Origin of the sequence: Serratia proteamaculans (genome assembly GCF_008830365.1) — a bacterium.
Lineage (GTDB): Bacteria > Pseudomonadota > Gammaproteobacteria > Enterobacterales > Enterobacteriaceae > Serratia > Serratia proteamaculans.
The window spans coordinates 26,956-42,863 of record NZ_WBKI01000006.1 but is presented as its reverse complement, the minus strand read 5'-3'; the positions used below and the strand labels follow the sequence as shown (position 1 = coordinate 42,863).

Sequence of the window (15,908 nt, the reverse complement as noted above, 5' to 3'; positions counted from 1 at the left end):
TTCTTTTATAGCTCGCCACCGCTCAGATAAAACTGTCAGCAACTGAACAGACTTTTATCAACGGAGCGGATCATGGCGAGCAAACTGTTTTCATTACGCGGCGCGGTACTGCTGGTGTTATCACTCAGCGCGGCTAATGCCTATGCGGTAGACGTGACCGTGGCCTACCAGACGTCGGCGGAGCCCGCCAAGGTGGCGCAGGCGGAAAACAGCTTCGCCAAACAATCCGGTGCCACCGTTGACTGGCGTAAATTCGACAGCGGATCCAGCGTGCTGCGTGCGTTGGCCTCCGGCGACGTGCAGATCGGTAATATCGGCTCCAGCCCACTGGCGGTGGCCGCCAGCCAAAAATTGCCAATCGAAGTGTTTCTGATCGCCTCCCAGCTCGGCAGTTCCGAAGCCCTGGTGGTGAAAAAAGAGATCAAAAGCCCGCAGGATTTGATCGGCAAACGCATCGCCGTCCCCTTTATCTCAACCACCCACTACAGCCTGCTGGCTTCTCTGAAGCATTGGGGCATCAAGCCTGAGCAGGTCAAAATTCTCAATCTGCAACCGCCGGCAATTGCCGCCGCCTGGCAGCGTGGTGACATTGACGGAGCCTACGTCTGGGCACCGGTAGTCAATGAGTTAGCCAAGCAGGGTAAAGTGCTGACCGATTCCGCCCAGGTCGGGCAATGGGGCGCGCCGACGCTCGACGTTTGGGTAGTGCGCAAAGACTTTGCCGAAAAACACCCGGAAGTGGTGACCGCCTTTGCCGCCAGCGCGCTGAACGCGCAAAAAGCCTATCTGGCGCAACCGGAACAATGGCTGAAGGACAAGGGTAATCTCAGCACGCTGGCCCGTTTGAGCGGCGTGCCTGAAGAACAGATACCGGTGCTGGTGAAAGGCAATACCTACTTGCCGGTGGCGGAGCAAATCACCCAGTTGGGGCAGCCGGTGGACAAGGCGATCCGTGATACTGCCGAGTTCCTGAAACAGCAGGGCAAAATTCCGCAGGTCGACAGCGATTACAGTGCCTATGTCACCGATCGTTTTGTGAAACAGGTGCAGGCTGCGCCGCAGTCGTAGGGGAGCCGTATGTTAAACGTTAATCACCTTTCAGCAGAGTATCAGGGGCGCCCCGCACTGCGGGACGTTTCGTTCCAGATTGCCGCCGGGCAACTGGTGGTGGTGCTCGGACCTTCGGGCTGCGGCAAGACCACGCTGCTGAATTTGATCGCCGGGTTTATTGAGCCTTCAGCTGGCAGCATCACGCTTGATGGAACGACCGTTAACGGCCCCGGAGCCGAGCGGGGCGTGGTGTTCCAGCATGAAGGTTTACTGCCGTGGCGTAATGTGGTGGATAACGTCGAGTTTGGCCTGCAACTGGCCGGTATCGGCAAGCAGCAGCGCCGTCAGGTGGCAGAGCAGATGTTGCAACGTGTCGGGTTGGCCGGTTATGAACGACACTTTATCTGGCAACTCTCTGGCGGTATGCGTCAACGGGTGGGCATTGCCCGCGCACTGGCCGCCGACCCGCGTCTGCTGTTGCTGGATGAACCGTTCGGCGCGCTGGACGCTTTTACCCGGGAGCAAATGCAGGAACTGCTGCTGAACATTTGGCGTGATACCGGCAAGCAGGTATTGCTGATCACCCACGATATTGAAGAGGCGGTGTTCCTGGCCAGTGAACTGTTGTTGCTGTCGCCGGGGCCGGGGCAGGTGGTGGAACGCCTGACGCTTAACTTTGGCCAACGCTATGCCGACGGCGAGGCCTGTCGTTCGATTAAGTCCGATCCTGAATTTATCGCTCAGCGCGAATACGTGCTGGGCAAAGTATTCCAACAGCGCGAGGCCTTGCTATGAGTCTGCATTCTGCCCTCAAAGAGGGGGCTCAGCCACAGGCTGCAGCAGCGCCCCGTCGTTTTAGCGTGCCGCGTAACGTCTGGCTGAGCAGTGCCACCCTGCTGGTGGTATTGGCCATCTGGTGGAGTGTGACCGCGCTTAACCTGATCAGCCCGTTATTCTTACCGGCCCCGCAGCAGGTGTTGCATCAACTGATTACCATCGCCAGCCCGCAAGGCTTTATGGATGCCACGCTATGGCAGCATCTGGCGGCCAGCCTGGGACGCATCCTGGTGGCGCTGTTGGCCGCGGTGATTATCGGTGTGCCGGTGGGCATTGCCATGGGGTTAAACGACACGGTGCGCGGTATTCTTGATCCATTGATTGAGATTTACCGTCCGGTGCCGCCGCTGGCCTATTTACCGTTGATGGTGATTTGGTTCGGCATCGGCGAAACCTCCAAAATACTGCTGATTTATCTGGCGATTTTCGCACCAGTGACGCTGTCTGCCGTGGCCGGTGTGCGCAGTGTGGCGCAGGTCCGGGTTCGGGCTGCTAGTACGCTGGGCGCCAACCGCTGGCAGGTGTTGCGCTTTGTTGTGTTGCCGAGCGCCTTGCCGGAGATTTTAACCGGCATCCGCATTGGGTTGGGGGTCGGCTGGTCGACGCTGGTGGCCGCAGAACTGATTGCCGCCACCCGCGGCCTGGGATTTATGGTGCAATCCGCCGGTGAGTTTCTGGCGACCGATGTGGTGCTGGCCGGTATCGGCGTGATTGCGATTATTGCATTTGGGCTGGAGCTGGGGTTACGTGCCTTGCAGCGCCGATTGACCCCGTGGCATGGAGTACAGCAATGAACGAACGTTTAAGTATCACCCCGCTGGGGCCTTATATCGGTGCTCTGGTGGAAAACGTTGAGCTGGCGCGCCCGTTGGGCGATGGCCAGTTCGAGCAGCTTTACCATGCGCTGCTGAAGCATCAGGTGCTGTTCTTGCGCAATCAGCCAATCACGCCGCTGCAACAGCGTAATTTGGCCGGTCGCTTCGGCGATCTGCATATCCATCCGGTCTACCCGCAAGCCGCCGACGTGAAAGAGATTATCGTGCTGGATACCCATGACAATAATCCGCCGGACAACGATAACTGGCACACCGACGTGACCTTTATCGAAAACCCGCCTTTGGGGGCGATTCTGGCGGCGAAAACCCTGCCCTCCACCGGTGGCGATACGCTGTGGGCCAGTGGGATTGCGGCCTATGAAGCCTTGTCTGAGCCGTTCAGACAATTGCTGGCCGGGCTGAAGGCGGAGCATGACTTCACCAAATCATTCCCGGAGCACAAGCACCGTGGCAGTGAAGAAGAACGTCAGCGCTGGCAGGTAGCGGTACAGAAAAACCCGCCGTTGTTGCATCCGGTGGTGCGCACGCATCCGGTCAGCGGCCGGCAGGCTTTGTTCGTCAACGAAGGTTTCACTACGCGGATTGTTGATTTGGCACCGAAGGAGAGCGACGCGCTGCTGAACTTCCTGTTCGCCCACATTACCAAGCCGGAGTTCCAGGTGCGCTGGCGCTGGCAGGAAAATGACGTTGCTATCTGGGATAACCGCGTGACGCAGCATTACGCCAACGCGGATTATCTGCCGCAGCGGCGCATTATGCACCGCGCGACCATTCTGGGGGATAAGCCTTTTTACAAGGCCTAAAAGGTGGGGGCTGAGTTACAGATCAAACTCGTTGGTGAACTGTTCCAACTGCTCTTGCGCATCCAGCCAGGTCATTTCCGTTTCTTCTAGCGCGGACTTGGCCTGGCTTTGTTGTTGCAGGCAGAGGGCCAGATCGGCCTTGCGGCTGATGTCATACAGCGAGGAATCCGCCAGCTTCTCTTCCACCGCCGCCAGTTCGGCACTCAGCTTTTCCATCTGCTGTTCCAGCTTGGCAATCTGCTTGCGTAGCGGTTGAGTCTGGCTGCGGAACTCGGCTTCCCGACGTTTCTGATCCTTACGCGCCTGGGCGCTGTTACCGTTGTTTTCCTTGTCCGGTGCGTCTTGCTGATTTTCCTGGCGTTGCAGGTCGACCAGCCATTGCTGATAGTCGTCCAAATCGCCATCGAACACTTCCACCTGGCCATCGTGCACCAGATAGAGATCGTCGGTAGTGGAGCGCAACAGGTGACGGTCGTGCGAGACCACCACTAACGCGCCCTCGAAGTCGATCAGCGCTTCGGTCAGCGCCTGACGCATGTCCAGATCCAGGTGGTTGGTCGGTTCATCGAGCAGCAGCAGGTTAGGGCGTTGCCAAACAATCAGAGCCAGTACCAGCCGGGCTTTTTCGCCGCCGGAGAAACGCTCGGTGGCCTCGGTGACCTTATCGCCCTGGAAGCCGAAGCCGCCCAGGTAGTCGCGCAGCTGCTGTTCCAGCACCCGGGGAGCGATGCGGCTCAAATGCTGCAGCGGGGATTCGTCGGCGCGCAAGAACTCCAGCTGATGCTGGGCGAAGTAACCCAGCTTGATGCCTTTTGCCAAACCAATCTCACCGCTCAGCGGTTCCAGCGAGCCGGCCAGCATTTTGATCAGGGTGGATTTACCGGCGCCATTACGGCCCAGCAAACCGATACGCGAGCCGGGGACCAGGTTCAGTTTGATCGAGTTCAGGATCACCTTGTCGCCATAACCGGCGCTGACCTTTTCCATGCGCAGCAGCGGGTTCGGCAGGCTTTCCGGTTGGCGGAAGCTGAAGCTGAACGGGTTATCGACGTGGGCCGGTGCGATCAACTCCATGCGTTCAAGCATTTTGATGCGGCTTTGCGCCTGCTTGGCCTTGGTAGCCTGCGCGCGGAAGCGGTCAATGTAGCTTTGCAGGTGCGCCACTTTCTCTTGTTGGTTCTGGTACAGCGCCTGTTGCTGTGCCAGCTTGGTCGAACGCTGACGTTCGAACGAAGAGTAGTTACCGGTATATTCGTTAATGGTTTCTTGTTCGATATGCAGAATTTTATCGACGATCGGATCGAGGAAGTCACGGTCATGCGAAATCAGCACCAGCGTGCCAGGGTAGCTCTTCAGCCAACGCTCCAGCCAGATCACCGCATCCAGGTCCAGGTGGTTGGTGGGTTCGTCGAGCAGCAGCAGGTCTGAGCGACAGACCAGCGCTTGTGCCAGGTTCAGACGCATACGCCAGCCGCCCGAGAAGGCGCGTACCGGATTGAGCAACTGTTCGTTGGAAAAGCCCAGACCGTGCAGCAGGCTGGCGGCGCGTGAACGGATAGTCCAGGCATCGAGCGCGTCCAGTTTACCGTGCAGCGTGGCGATGGCATGACCGTCGTTTTTATCGTTCGCCACCTGCAATTCGGCTTCAAGCTGGCGGAATTCGCGGTCGCCGTCGATCACATACTCAAGCGCCGGTATATCCAGCGCTGGCGTTTCCTGGTTGACCCAGGCCAGGGCCCAGCTGCTTGGGAAGGTGTAGCTGCCGCCGTCTGCGGCCATTTCGCCCTTCAGCAATGACAGCAGCGTCGATTTGCCGCAGCCGTTTTTACCCACCAGGCCGACTTTCTGACCTGGATTAACCGTCGCAGTGGCGTTGTCCAACAGGACGCGGGTGCCGCGTCGGATTTGTAGCGAGGAAAATACAATCATAAAGTGCCGTATGTTCAGAGTATGTTAAATTGAGTGAGTTCTAAGTTAACAGGACGCAGACTGTCCTATTATTAGTCTTTGCGGAGCATGGTAACGGAAAACCGCTACCCTGACGACGCTTTGGAGGGGAATGATGTCACAGCCGCCGAAGGTCTTGCTGCTGTATGCCCATCCGGAATCCCAGGACTCGGTCGCGAATCGGGTTTTGCTTCGACCGGCACAGCAGTTGGACCATGTCACCGTGCATGATTTATACGCGCACTATCCTGATTTTTTTATTGATATTCACCATGAACAACAACTGCTGCGTGAACATCAGGTCATTGTTTTTCAACATCCTCTCTATACCTACAGTTGCCCGGCCCTGTTGAAAGAATGGCTGGATCGCGTGCTGTCTCGCGGTTTTGCCAGCGGCATGGGTGGCAATGCGCTGGCGGGAAAGTACTGGCGTTCGGTGATCACCACCGGTGAACCTGAGGGGGCCTATCGCACCGGCGGTTATAACCGCTATCCGATGGAAGATATTTTGCGTCCGTTCGAACTGACCGCCGCCATGTGCCACATGCACTGGCTGACGCCGATGCTGGTGTATTGGGCGCGCAGGCAGAAGCCAGAGGTGCTGGAAAGCCATGCCGCCGCGTATGGCGACTGGCTGCGTAATCCGCTACCACACGGAGGGAGGTAAACATGGAAGGTTCAACCTTACTGACCGCAATTTTACTGTTCCTGTTCGCAGCGGTGGTCACGGTGCCGATCGCTCGTCGCCTGGGCATTGGCGCAGTGTTGGGATATCTGATCGCCGGTATCGCCATCGGCCCCTGGGGGCTGGGTTTTATCCGTGATGTTGACGAGATCCTGCACTTTTCCGAACTGGGCGTGGTGTTCCTGATGTTTATCATCGGGCTGGAACTGAACCCGAGCAAACTGTGGGAGTTGCGGCGCTCCATCTTTGGCGTCGGTGCCGGGCAGGTGCTGATTACCGCCACGGTGCTGGGGGCGCTGCTTTATCTGACTCATTTCGCCTGGCAGGCCGCCGTAATCGGGGGCATTGGGCTGGCGATGTCGTCAACCGCCATGGCGCTGCAGCTAATGCGCGAGAAGGGCATGAACCGCAATGAGGGCGGCCAACTGGGGTTCTCGGTATTGCTGTTCCAGGATATGGCGGTGATCCCGGCGCTGGCGCTGATCCCGATCCTGGCCGGGGCCGGGGGCAGCAGTGACGACTGGGCACAAATTGCACTCAAGGTGGCGGCGTTCGGCGGCATGCTGATCGGTGGACGTTTCCTGCTGCGGCCGCTGTTTCGCTATATCGCCTCTTCCGGGGTGCGTGAAATCTTCACCGCCGCCGCTCTGTTGGTGGTGCTGGGGGCGGCGCTGTTTATGGATGCGCTTGGCCTGTCGATGGCGCTTGGGACCTTTATCGCCGGCGTGCTGCTGGCGGAGAGTGAATATCGCCATGAGCTGGAGATTTCAATCGAGCCATTCAAGGGGTTGCTGCTGGGGCTGTTCTTTATCTCGGTGGGTATGGCGTTAAATATCGGCGTACTCTATACCCATCTGGCCGAAGTGTTGATTGGCGTGGTGGCGCTGGTGGCGATCAAGTCAGGGGTGTTGTATTCACTGTCGCGTATCTTCGGCCTGCGCAGTTCGGTACGTTTGCAGTTTGCCGGCGTGCTTAGCCAGGGCGGTGAGTTCGCCTTTGTGCTGTTCTCGGCGGCGGGTACGCAGAAGGTGTTGCAGCCCGATCAACTCGCGCTGCTGTTGGTGGTGGTCACTCTGTCGATGATGACCACACCGCTGTTGATGCAAATTATTGATCGCATCCTGGCACGCCGTTACAACGCCCGCGATGAAGACGAAGAGACGCCGTATGTGGAGGACGATGACCCGCAGGTGATCATCGTCGGTTTCGGGCGATTTGGTCAGGTGATCGGTCGGTTGCTGATGGCCAACAAGATGCGCATCACCGTGTTGGAGCGTGATGTCAGCGCCGTCGGTGTGCTGCGCCGCTACGGCTACAAGGTGTATTACGGCGACGCCACCGAACTGGAACTGCTGCGTGCGGCCGGTGCGGCGAAGGCCAAGTCGATTGTGATCACCTGTAATGAACCTGAAGACACCATGGAAATCGTGCGTCTGTGCCAGCAACATTTTCCCGATCTGAGCATTCTGGCGCGGGCTCGCGGCCGTGTGGAGGCGCACGAATTGCTGCAGGCCGGAGTCAAACAGTTCAGTCGTGAAACTTTTTCCAGCGCGCTGGAACTGGGACGCAAGGCGTTAACGGAGCTGGGTATGCATCCGCATCAGGCCTACCGGGCGCAGCAGCACTTCCGCCGGTTGGATATGCGTATGCTGCGTGAGCTGATGCCTCCGCATCACGGCGATGTGGCGCAGATTTCCCGCGTGAAAGAAGCGCGGCGCGAGTTGGAAGAACTTTTCCATCGAGAAATGCAAAAAGAGAGTCGCCAGTTCGACGGCTGGGATGAATACGAATAATTTGGAGCACTGAGATGTCTGCAACACGTAAAAGATTTATCGCCGGGGCGGTCTGCCCGAGCTGTAAGGCTATGGATACGCTGGCAGTTTGGCGTGAAGACCAGGTTGAAGTGGTGGAGTGCGTTAAGTGCGGCCATCATCAGCGGCAGACCGAAGAGCAGGTAGAAAAGCACGTCCGACCGCAGGAACAGGTGATCGGTATTTTCCATCCGGAGTAGCGTTATCGAGCGCGATTTTTTATGCTGGAGGGTACAGCGGGAAAGATTTCCGATACAATCTGTCCGGTTAAGGCGCAGCCCCCATGACGGTTGCGTCCAAGTATCCAACGGTAGGAGATATCATGAAAGTAGCAAAAGACTTGGTGGTCAGCCTGGCTTATCAAGTACGTACAGAAGACGGTGTTTTGGTTGATGAGTCTCCGGTGAGTGCGCCGCTGGACTATCTGCACGGGCATGGCTCTCTGATTGCAGGTCTGGAAAAAGCTCTCGAAGGCCACGAAGCGGGCGATCGTTTTGACGTGAATGTTGGCGCTAACGATGCGTACGGCAACTACGACGAAAACCTGGTGCAGCGCGTGCCAAAAGACGTCTTTATGGGCGTTGACGAGTTGGAAGTGGGTATGCGCTTCCTGGCTGATACCGATCAGGGCCCAGTGCCGGTCGAGATCACCGAAGTGGACGGCGATCACGTAGTGGTTGACGGTAACCACATGCTGGCGGGTCAGAACCTGAACTTCAACGTGGAAGTTGTCGCTATCCGCGAAGCTACCGCTGAAGAACTGGCGCACGGCCACGTACACGGCGAGCACGATCATCACCACGACCATGAACACGGCGAAGGCTGCTGCGGCGGTCATGGCCACGATCACGATCACGATCATGACCATGCGCATGACCAGGATCAAGCCAAGAAAGGCGGTTGCGGTAACGGCGGTTGCGGCTGCCACTAATCGCAGCGCAGTAACGGCAAAAAAGGGCGGCCCAGGGGCTGCCCTTTTTTATGGTTTATCAATAATGTGGTGGCGGTGTTTCTTCCGACTGCGAAGCTATCATCGACGTCTGGGTCGAACGCAGTTTATCGGTCAGCACGCGCAGATGTTCCTGCAATTTCAGCATTTCAAGCTGGTGCTGTACCAGGGTCTGGTTGAGATCTTCGATGGTGACTTCCTGGAAGGCCTGACGGCTCTCCAACTCTTCAAGCCGCAGTAACAGGCTTTGGTTATCGGCGTTGTGCATGGGGGCTACCTCTGACGCGGTTTAATCCTGAATCTGACGCTATGTTAACAGCTGCCACCGGCTTTGCGCTGCGCTATTTCACCCCGTTCCGTTGGGGCGATAACCGAGCGCGTTGGTGCACTGTGTAAAGTGCTGAAAAATAGAGCGCTTACCTTGGGCGGATTTGTTACCGTTGGGCGTCAGATGGTGGAAAAATCTGATTTATCATATGGGTAGCACATTAAACGAAACTTCTGTTTAAAGCTGGAGTCACACTTTGACTCGATTGGTTACCTGTGTGACTGTTTTGTTTTGTTTCGGACAGCTATAGTAGCCCGGTTATCTTACTTAATGATTGTTTGGGGCATCGCTTCAGACACTGGAGAAATGGATGAAATCTTTGTTTAAAGTCACGCTTCTGGCAACCACCATGGCTTTTGCTTTGAATGCGACCCAGGTCATGGCTGCCGATGCAGCTAAACCAGCAGAAGCGGCTAAAGCTGCCGACGCGGCACCAAGCACTGGCAAGTTCAAGAGTGACGACGAGCAAGCGGCTTACGCACTGGGTGCATCCCTGGGCCGTTACATGGACAACTCACTGAAAGAACAAGAGAAACTGGGTATTAAACTGGACAAAGACCAGTTGATCTCAGGCGTTCAGGACGCTTTCGCCAACAAGAGCAAGCTGAACGACGCAGATATCGAAAAAACCCTGCAGAGCTTTGAAGCACGCGTGAAGGCTTCCGCTCAGGCGAAGATGGAGCAGGACGCGAAAGATAACGAAGCGAAAGGTACCAAGTATCGCGACACCTTCGCTAAAGAGAAAGGCGTGAAGAAAACCGAGTCTGGCCTGCTTTATCAGGTAGAGAAGCCAGGTACCGGTGCTGCGCCTAAAGACAGCGATACCGTTGTGGTGAACTACAAGGGCACCCTGACCGACGGTACCGAGTTTGATAACTCGTACACTCGTGGCGAGCCACTGTCATTCCGTCTGGACGGTGTGATCCCAGGCTGGACTGAAGGCCTGAAACACATTAAGAAAGGCGGCAAAATCAAGCTGGTTATCCCACCGGCGCTGGCCTACGGTAAAACTGGCGTCCCGGGTATCCCGGCTAACTCCACTCTGGTGTTCGACGTTGAGCTGCTGGATGTGAAAGCCGCGCCGAAAGCAGACGCCAAGGCTGAGAAACCGGCTGACGCAGCGGCTGATGCCAAAGCACAGTAAGTTTGCCTGAGTCCCCATACCGCCGCGAACATTCTTCGCGGCGGTGTTCATTTCAGCCTGCCGAATCGGGCGTAACTTTCACTTCCTCCTCCACTGATTGCTTGACGCCTGCCGGGCATCGGGCTTAACGTCAATACCACGCGCAAACGCAAGGACTTTACTCTGGCTGTTTTGCTAGACTAATTATCCGGACTTATAAGTCATGCGCCTGCCCCTTAGGGCGTGTACCTAAAACTGTTCCTGGCCGTCAAGGCGGCGGACGCATGTCGTGCTGTTTCATACTGATATCAGCCAGCTCGCACACCCTGAGCAATCCCAGGGAGTGAAGAAGCCCGCACGAGCAGTTTTAGCTGCGCCCCCTGGCACAGGCGATCTTTGAGGGTGGTATTTTCGATGTCTAATTCGCTTTTATCCAGCGAAGCCAGCGAACTTGATTTGCTGAACGAACGTCCGTTTACCCAAACGGATCATGAAATTCTGAAGTCTTACGAAGCCGTGGTTGATGGCCTGGCGATGTTGATCGGCGGGCATTGTGAGATTGTGCTGCATGCACTGGAAGATTTGAAATGCTCGGCGGTACGTATTGCCAATGGGGAGCATACTGGGCGGCAAATCGGTTCGCCGATCACCGACCTGGCGCTGCGCATGTTGCATGACATGGCCGGCAATGACAGCAGTGTATCGCAAGCCTATTTTACCCGCGCCAAGAGTGGTGTGCTGATGAAGTCGGTGACGATTGCCATTCGCAACCACGACCAGCGGGTGATCGGCCTGTTGTGTATTAACATGAACCTCGACGTGCCTTTCTCTCAGGTGATGCAGACCTTTATGCCGCCGGAAACTCAGGAAGTGGCTCCTTCGGTTAACTTTGCGTCTTCCGTTGACGACTTGGTGGCTCAAACGCTGGAGTTCACCATTGAGGAAGTTAATGCCGATCGTAACGTCTCCAACAATGCCAAAAATCGTCAGGTGGTGCTGAACCTCTACGAGAAAGGCATTTTTGACATCAAGGATGCGATTAATCAGGTGGCGGATCGTCTGAATATCTCCAAGCACACCGTGTATCTGTACATCCGCCAGTTCAAAAGCGGCGATTTGGTGGGAACTGACCGCTGATGCTGAATTACTGCCTTTTGGTCACCGGACCGGCGTATGGTACCCAGCAGGCCAGCAGCGCCTACCAGTTTGCTCAGGCTTTGCTGGCGAAAGGGCACCGCCTCTCCAGCGTGTTTTTTTACCGTGAAGGGGTGTTTAACGCCAATCAACTGACGGCGCCCGCCGGTGATGAGTTCGATTTGGTCCGCGGTTGGGTGCAGTTGGCACAGCAACACCGTGTTGAGCTCAATGTCTGCGTGGCGGCTGCATTGCGACGTGGGGTGACCGATGAACAGGAAGCGGCTCAGCAGGGGCTGGCTGCGGCAAACCTGCAGCCGGGTTTTATCCTCAGCGGGTTAGGTTCACTGGCAGAGGCTGCGCTGAGCAGTGACCGCCTGGTACAGTTCTAAGAGAGTTTATGAAACGAGTCGCTTTTGTTTTTACCCAGGCTCCGCACGGCAGTAGCGGCGGCAGGGAAGGGTTGGATGCGTTACTGGCCACTTCGGCGCTGAGCGAAGATCTGGGCGTGTTTTTTATCGGTGATGGCGTGTTGCAGCTATTGCCGGGGCAGCAACCGGAAAAAATTCTGGCTCGCAATTACATCGCCACCTTTGGCGTATTGCCGTTGTATGACGTTGAGCAGTGTTATCTGTGCCAGGCATCCTTGCAGGAACGCGGTCTGAGTCAGGTGACCGACTGGGTGCTGGACGCCGAGGTATTGGCGCCGGATGCGCTGCGTCAACAGTTAGCCGGCTATGATGCGGTGATGACTTTTTAGGAAATCCTGATGCTGTATACCCTTGGCCGTTCCCCAACTCAATGCGATTTACCTGCGTTGCTGCGCCTGGCGGCAGCGGGCGATGACCTGCTGTTGTTACAGGATGGCGTGCTGGCCGGCCTGGCCGGGAGTGCGCATCTTGAATTGCTGCTCAACGCCCCCATATCCCTTTATGCACTACAGGATGACCTGGAGGCTAGAGGCCTGGTTGGTCATTTTTCGCACAAGATCACTGTCATCGGCTATAATCACTTCGTTGAATTAACCGAAAAGCACCGCAGCCAAATGTCTTGGTGATGAGAGTATTGTTGTATATTTCTTGACACATCTACTACTCAGCCCTAAAATTCTGCGTCCCGTACTTTGCCAGTAGTGCATACGGGGGGATTTATCACATGTTTACGAAGCAACAAGCGAAGCAAAAACCAGGAGCTTTTTAATGGCAACAATTAATCAGCTGGTACGCAAACCACGCTCTGTGAAGGCTGCTAAAAGCAACGTTCCAGCGCTGGAAGCCTGCCCGCAGAAACGTGGCGTATGTACTCGCGTATATACCACCACTCCTAAGAAACCAAACTCCGCACTGCGTAAAGTATGCCGTGTGCGTTTGACTAACGGTTTTGAAGTTACCTCCTACATCGGCGGTGAAGGTCATAACCTGCAGGAACACTCCGTGATCCTGATCCGTGGCGGTCGTGTAAAAGACTTGCCAGGTGTGCGTTACCACACCGTCCGTGGTGCACTTGACTGCTCCGGTGTTAAAGACCGTAAGCAATCTCGTTCCAAGTACGGCGTGAAGAAGCCAAAGGCTTAATGGTTCTCCGTTAAGTAAGGCCAAACATTTTCACTTTAATGTCAAAATAAACTCGTAGAGTTTTGGACAATCCTGAATTAACAACGGAGTATTTCCATGCCACGTCGTCGCGTGATCGGCCAACGTAAAATCCTTCCAGATCCTAAGTTCGGATCCGAACTGTTGGCCAAATTTGTAAACATCCTGATGGTAGACGGTAAAAAATCTACTGCAGAAGCAATCGTCTATACCGCGCTGGAGACCCTGGCTCAGCGTTCTGGTAAAGATCACCTGGAAGCTTTCGAAGTAGCTCTCGACAACGTTCGCCCGACTGTAGAAGTTAAGTCGCGCCGCGTTGGTGGTTCTACTTATCAGGTACCAGTTGAAGTCCGCCCGGTCCGTCGTAATGCTTTGGCAATGCGTTGGATCGTTGATGCTGCTCGTAAACGCGGTGATAAATCCATGGCTCTGCGCTTGGCGAACGAACTTTCTGATGCAGTTGAGAACAAAGGTTCTGCTGTTAAGAAACGTGAAGACGTTCACCGTATGGCAGAAGCCAACAAGGCGTTCGCCCACTACCGCTGGTAATTGCCACGCAGTAGTTATGCTAACCAAGCGGGCGCTTCAAGAAGCCAACCCGCTTGGGTTAACCGAACTTGAACGCCTAAGGCAATAGAGGAATCAAATGGCTCGTAAAACACCCATTGAGCGCTATCGTAACATCGGTATCAGCGCTCACATCGACGCCGGTAAAACGACCACTACCGAACGTGTTTTGTTCTACACCGGTGTAAACCACAAAATCGGTGAAGTGCACGACGGCGCAGCTACCATGGACTGGATGGAGCAGGAGCAGGAACGTGGTATTACCATCACGTCCGCTGCGACTACCTGTTTCTGGTCTGGTATGGCTAAGCAGTTCGAAGCACACCACATTAACATCATCGACACCCCAGGACACGTTGACTTCACTATCGAAGTAGAACGTTCCATGCGTGTTCTTGATGGCGCGGTAATGGTTTACTGTGCTGTTGGTGGCGTTCAGCCACAGTCTGAAACCGTATGGCGTCAGGCTAACAAATACAAAGTTCCACGCATTGCGTTCGTTAACAAAATGGACCGCATGGGTGCTAACTTCCTGAAAGTTGTTGGTCAGATTGAACAACGTCTGGGTGCAACTCCGGTCCCTCTGCAGCTGGCTATCGGCGCGGAAGAGAAATTCACCGGTGTTGTTGACCTGGTGAAAATGAAAGCCATCAACTGGAACGAAGCCGATCAGGGCGTGACCTTCGAATACGAAGAGATCCCGGCTGATATGCAAGAACTGGCTGAAGAATGGCGTCAGAAACTGGTTGAGGCCGCTGCTGAAGGCTCTGATGAGCTGATGGAGAAATTCTTTGGTGGCGAAGAGCTGACTGAAGAAGAGATCAAAACTTCTCTGCGTAAGCGCGTTCTGAACAACGAAATCATCCTGGTTACCTGTGGTTCTGCGTTTAAAAACAAAGGCGTACAGGCAATGCTGGATGCTGTTGTTGAGTATCTGCCAGCACCAACTGACGTTGCAGCTATCAACGGCATCTTGGATGACGGTAAAGACACTCCAGCAGTTCGCCATTCTGACGACTCTGAGCCGTTCTCTGCTCTGGCGTTCAAAATCGCTACTGACCCATTCGTGGGTAACCTGACGTTCTTCCGCGTTTACTCCGGTCTTGTCAACTCAGGTGACACTGTATTTAACCCAGTGAAATCTCAGCGTGAACGTCTGGGCCGTATCGTTCAGATGCATGCTAACAAGCGTGAAGAGATCAAAGAAGTTCGCGCAGGCGACATTGCTGCTGCTATCGGTCTGAAAGACGTGACTACCGGTGACACTCTGTGTGATCCGAACAACGTGATCATTCTGGAGCGCATGGAGTTCCCTGAGCCGGTAATCTCCGTAGCCGTTGAACCAAAAACCAAAGCTGACCAGGAAAAAATGGGTCTGGCTCTGGGCCGTCTGGCGAAGGAAGATCCATCATTCCGCGTATGGACTGACGAAGAATCAGGTCAGACTATCATCGCAGGTATGGGTGAACTTCACCTGGACATCCTGGTTGACCGTATGCGTCGTGAATTCAACGTTGAAGCTAACGTGGGCAAACCTCAGGTTGCTTACCGTGAAGCGATTCGTTCGAAAGTTACCGATATCGAAGGTAAACACGCCAAGCAGTCTGGTGGTCGTGGTCAGTATGGTCACGTTGTGATCGACATGTACCCACTGGAGCCGGGCGTTAATCCGAAAGGCTACGAGTTCGTCAATGACATTAAAGGTGGTGTGATCCCAACGGAATACATCTCTGCCATTGATAAAGGCCTCCAGGAGCAGCTGAAGTCTGGTCCGCTGGCGGGTTACCCGGTTGTTGATCTCGGTGTGCGTCTGCATTTCGGTTCTTACCATGATGTTGACTCCTCCGAATTGGCGTTTAAACTGGCCGCTTCTATCGCCTTTAAAGATGGCTTTAAGAAAGCGAAACCTGTTTTGCTTGAGCCAATCATGAAGGTTGAAGTTGAAACGCCGGAAGAGAACACTGGTGACGTCATCGGTGACCTTAGCCGTCGTCGTGGTCAACTGAAAGGTCAGGAATCCAACGCTACTGGCGTTCAGATTCACGCTGAAGTTCCGTTGTCCGAGATGTTCGGCTACGCAACTCAACTGCGTTCTCTGACCAAAGGCCGTGCTTCTTACTCCATGGAGTTCCTGAAGTACGATGATGCGCCGAACAACGTCGCTCAGGCCGTTATTGAAGCCCGTGGTAAATAAGCTTTCGGGTTTAACACATTGATCAGTGCTCTCTCCATGAGGGGAGAGCATA

Annotated in this window: 18 protein-coding genes; 16 read left to right on the top strand and 2 right to left on the bottom strand. The window is 55.3% G+C overall.

What is annotated here, in order from left to right; translation table 11 throughout:
• Nucleotides 1–72 precede the first annotated feature (72 nt).
• Genes tauA through tauD form a run of 4 tightly spaced genes read left to right on the top strand, consistent with a single transcriptional unit; the run spans nt 73 to nt 3,526 of the window.
• On the top strand, nt 73–1,068 hold the full coding sequence (tauA, locus tag F8R23_RS19180) for a taurine ABC transporter substrate-binding protein (RefSeq protein ID WP_129936937.1): 996 nt from the start codon (nt 73–75) through the stop codon (nt 1,066–1,068).
• 9 nt (nt 1,069–1,077) lie between these two features.
• Nucleotides 1,078–1,845, top strand: coding sequence for a taurine ABC transporter ATP-binding subunit (tauB, locus tag F8R23_RS19175; RefSeq protein WP_099063547.1), 768 nt, complete (start codon nt 1,078–1,080; stop codon nt 1,843–1,845).
• A complete protein-coding gene (gene tauC / locus F8R23_RS19170) occupies nt 1,842–2,681 on the top strand; it encodes a taurine ABC transporter permease TauC (RefSeq protein WP_129936936.1) in 840 nt (279 codons plus the stop codon). Before tauB ends, tauC begins: the two co-directional genes overlap by 4 nt.
• Complete coding sequence (gene tauD / locus F8R23_RS19165) at nt 2,678–3,526, top strand: taurine dioxygenase (RefSeq protein WP_099063549.1); 849 nt, start codon at nt 2,678–2,680, stop codon at nt 3,524–3,526. The genes tauC and tauD overlap by 4 nt, the downstream gene beginning before the upstream one ends.
• Nucleotides 3,527–3,541: 15 nt before the next feature.
• On the opposite strand, the gene F8R23_RS19160 is transcribed toward tauD, so the two are convergent.
• Nucleotides 3,542–5,455: an ABC transporter ATP-binding protein gene (locus tag F8R23_RS19160; RefSeq protein ID WP_129936934.1), complete on the bottom strand. Its 1,914-nt coding sequence runs from the start codon at nt 5,453–5,455 to the stop codon at nt 3,542–3,544.
• A gap of 133 nt (nt 5,456–5,588) precedes the next feature.
• On the opposite strand from F8R23_RS19160, the gene kefG reads away from it, so the two are divergent.
• The 4 genes from kefG to slyD all read left to right on the top strand — a co-directional run bounded on the left by kefG (nt 5,589) and on the right by slyD (nt 8,900).
• Nucleotides 5,589–6,140 carry a glutathione-regulated potassium-efflux system ancillary protein KefG gene (gene kefG, locus F8R23_RS19155; protein WP_165366406.1) on the top strand — a complete coding sequence of 184 codons (552 nt, stop codon included), beginning with the start codon at nt 5,589–5,591 and terminating at the stop codon, nt 6,138–6,140.
• 2 nt (nt 6,141–6,142) lie between these two features.
• Nucleotides 6,143–7,951 (top strand): glutathione-regulated potassium-efflux system protein KefB, encoded by a 1,809-nt coding sequence (kefB, locus tag F8R23_RS19150; protein WP_129936933.1) that lies wholly within the window; start codon nt 6,143–6,145, stop codon nt 7,949–7,951.
• A 14-nt stretch (nt 7,952–7,965) separates the two neighbouring features.
• Entirely contained in the window at nt 7,966–8,169 is a 204-nt protein-coding gene (locus F8R23_RS19145; protein WP_012147237.1) for a YheV family putative zinc ribbon protein, read from the top strand.
• Between the two features lie 122 nt (nt 8,170–8,291).
• Nucleotides 8,292–8,900 (top strand): peptidylprolyl isomerase, encoded by a 609-nt coding sequence (gene slyD, locus F8R23_RS19140; protein ID WP_151415900.1) that lies wholly within the window; start codon nt 8,292–8,294, stop codon nt 8,898–8,900.
• A gap of 58 nt (nt 8,901–8,958) precedes the next feature.
• On the opposite strand, the gene F8R23_RS19135 is transcribed toward slyD, so the two are convergent.
• Nucleotides 8,959–9,186, bottom strand: coding sequence for a SlyX family protein (locus F8R23_RS19135; RefSeq protein WP_085119776.1), 228 nt, complete (start codon nt 9,184–9,186; stop codon nt 8,959–8,961).
• 370 nt (nt 9,187–9,556) lie between these two features.
• Here F8R23_RS19135 and fkpA point away from each other — a divergent pair, with 370 nt between their 5' ends.
• The 8 genes from fkpA (at nt 9,557) to fusA (ending at nt 15,856) form a co-directional block, all read left to right on the top strand.
• A complete protein-coding gene (fkpA, locus tag F8R23_RS19130; RefSeq protein WP_099063554.1) occupies nt 9,557–10,390 on the top strand; it encodes an FKBP-type peptidyl-prolyl cis-trans isomerase in 834 nt (277 codons plus the stop codon).
• Between the two features lie 393 nt (nt 10,391–10,783).
• Nucleotides 10,784–11,506 carry a helix-turn-helix transcriptional regulator gene (locus F8R23_RS19125; protein ID WP_165366404.1) on the top strand — a complete coding sequence of 241 codons (723 nt, stop codon included), beginning with the start codon at nt 10,784–10,786 and terminating at the stop codon, nt 11,504–11,506.
• A complete protein-coding gene (gene tusD / locus F8R23_RS19120) occupies nt 11,506–11,895 on the top strand; it encodes a sulfurtransferase complex subunit TusD (RefSeq protein WP_099063556.1) in 390 nt (129 codons plus the stop codon). The genes F8R23_RS19125 and tusD overlap by 1 nt, the downstream gene beginning before the upstream one ends.
• An 8-nt stretch (nt 11,896–11,903) precedes the next feature.
• The gene (gene tusC / locus F8R23_RS19115) at nt 11,904–12,263 is read left to right on the top strand and encodes a sulfurtransferase complex subunit TusC (RefSeq protein WP_112349085.1); all 360 of its coding nucleotides are present in this window, start codon (nt 11,904–11,906) and stop codon (nt 12,261–12,263) included.
• Nucleotides 12,264–12,272: 9 nt separating this feature from the next.
• On the top strand, nt 12,273–12,560 hold the full coding sequence (tusB, locus tag F8R23_RS19110) for a sulfurtransferase complex subunit TusB (protein WP_099063558.1): 288 nt from the start codon (nt 12,273–12,275) through the stop codon (nt 12,558–12,560).
• A 142-nt stretch (nt 12,561–12,702) separates the two neighbouring features.
• On the top strand, nt 12,703–13,077 hold the full coding sequence (rpsL, locus tag F8R23_RS19105) for a 30S ribosomal protein S12 (RefSeq protein ID WP_025122329.1): 375 nt from the start codon (nt 12,703–12,705) through the stop codon (nt 13,075–13,077).
• Nucleotides 13,078–13,173: 96 nt separating this feature from the next.
• Nucleotides 13,174–13,644, top strand: a complete 471-nt coding sequence (rpsG, locus tag F8R23_RS19100) for a 30S ribosomal protein S7 (RefSeq protein ID WP_012147229.1) — start codon at nt 13,174–13,176, stop codon at nt 13,642–13,644.
• 97 nt (nt 13,645–13,741) lie between these two features.
• Complete coding sequence (gene fusA, locus F8R23_RS19095) at nt 13,742–15,856, top strand: elongation factor G (protein ID WP_112349084.1); 2,115 nt, start codon at nt 13,742–13,744, stop codon at nt 15,854–15,856.
• Nucleotides 15,857–15,908 lie beyond the last annotated feature (52 nt).

Coding starts and splice junctions, on each gene's coding strand:
- tauA (WP_129936937.1), top strand. CDS start 73: ATGGCGAGCAAACTGTTTTCATTACGCGGCGCGGTACTGCTGGTGTTA.
- tauB (WP_099063547.1), top strand. CDS start 1,078: ATGTTAAACGTTAATCACCTTTCAGCAGAGTATCAGGGGCGCCCCGCA.
- tauC (WP_129936936.1), top strand. CDS start 1,842: ATGAGTCTGCATTCTGCCCTCAAAGAGGGGGCTCAGCCACAGGCTGCA.
- tauD (WP_099063549.1), top strand. CDS start 2,678: ATGAACGAACGTTTAAGTATCACCCCGCTGGGGCCTTATATCGGTGCT.
- F8R23_RS19160 (WP_129936934.1), bottom strand. CDS start 5,455: ATGATTGTATTTTCCTCGCTACAAATCCGACGCGGCACCCGCGTCCTG.
- kefG (WP_165366406.1), top strand. CDS start 5,589: ATGTCACAGCCGCCGAAGGTCTTGCTGCTGTATGCCCATCCGGAATCC.
- kefB (WP_129936933.1), top strand. CDS start 6,143: ATGGAAGGTTCAACCTTACTGACCGCAATTTTACTGTTCCTGTTCGCA.
- F8R23_RS19145 (WP_012147237.1), top strand. CDS start 7,966: ATGTCTGCAACACGTAAAAGATTTATCGCCGGGGCGGTCTGCCCGAGC.
- slyD (WP_151415900.1), top strand. CDS start 8,292: ATGAAAGTAGCAAAAGACTTGGTGGTCAGCCTGGCTTATCAAGTACGT.
- F8R23_RS19135 (WP_085119776.1), bottom strand. CDS start 9,186: ATGCACAACGCCGATAACCAAAGCCTGTTACTGCGGCTTGAAGAGTTG.
- fkpA (WP_099063554.1), top strand. CDS start 9,557: ATGAAATCTTTGTTTAAAGTCACGCTTCTGGCAACCACCATGGCTTTT.
- F8R23_RS19125 (WP_165366404.1), top strand. CDS start 10,784: ATGTCTAATTCGCTTTTATCCAGCGAAGCCAGCGAACTTGATTTGCTG.
- tusD (WP_099063556.1), top strand. CDS start 11,506: ATGCTGAATTACTGCCTTTTGGTCACCGGACCGGCGTATGGTACCCAG.
- tusC (WP_112349085.1), top strand. CDS start 11,904: ATGAAACGAGTCGCTTTTGTTTTTACCCAGGCTCCGCACGGCAGTAGC.
- tusB (WP_099063558.1), top strand. CDS start 12,273: ATGCTGTATACCCTTGGCCGTTCCCCAACTCAATGCGATTTACCTGCG.
- rpsL (WP_025122329.1), top strand. CDS start 12,703: ATGGCAACAATTAATCAGCTGGTACGCAAACCACGCTCTGTGAAGGCT.
- rpsG (WP_012147229.1), top strand. CDS start 13,174: ATGCCACGTCGTCGCGTGATCGGCCAACGTAAAATCCTTCCAGATCCT.
- fusA (WP_112349084.1), top strand. CDS start 13,742: ATGGCTCGTAAAACACCCATTGAGCGCTATCGTAACATCGGTATCAGC.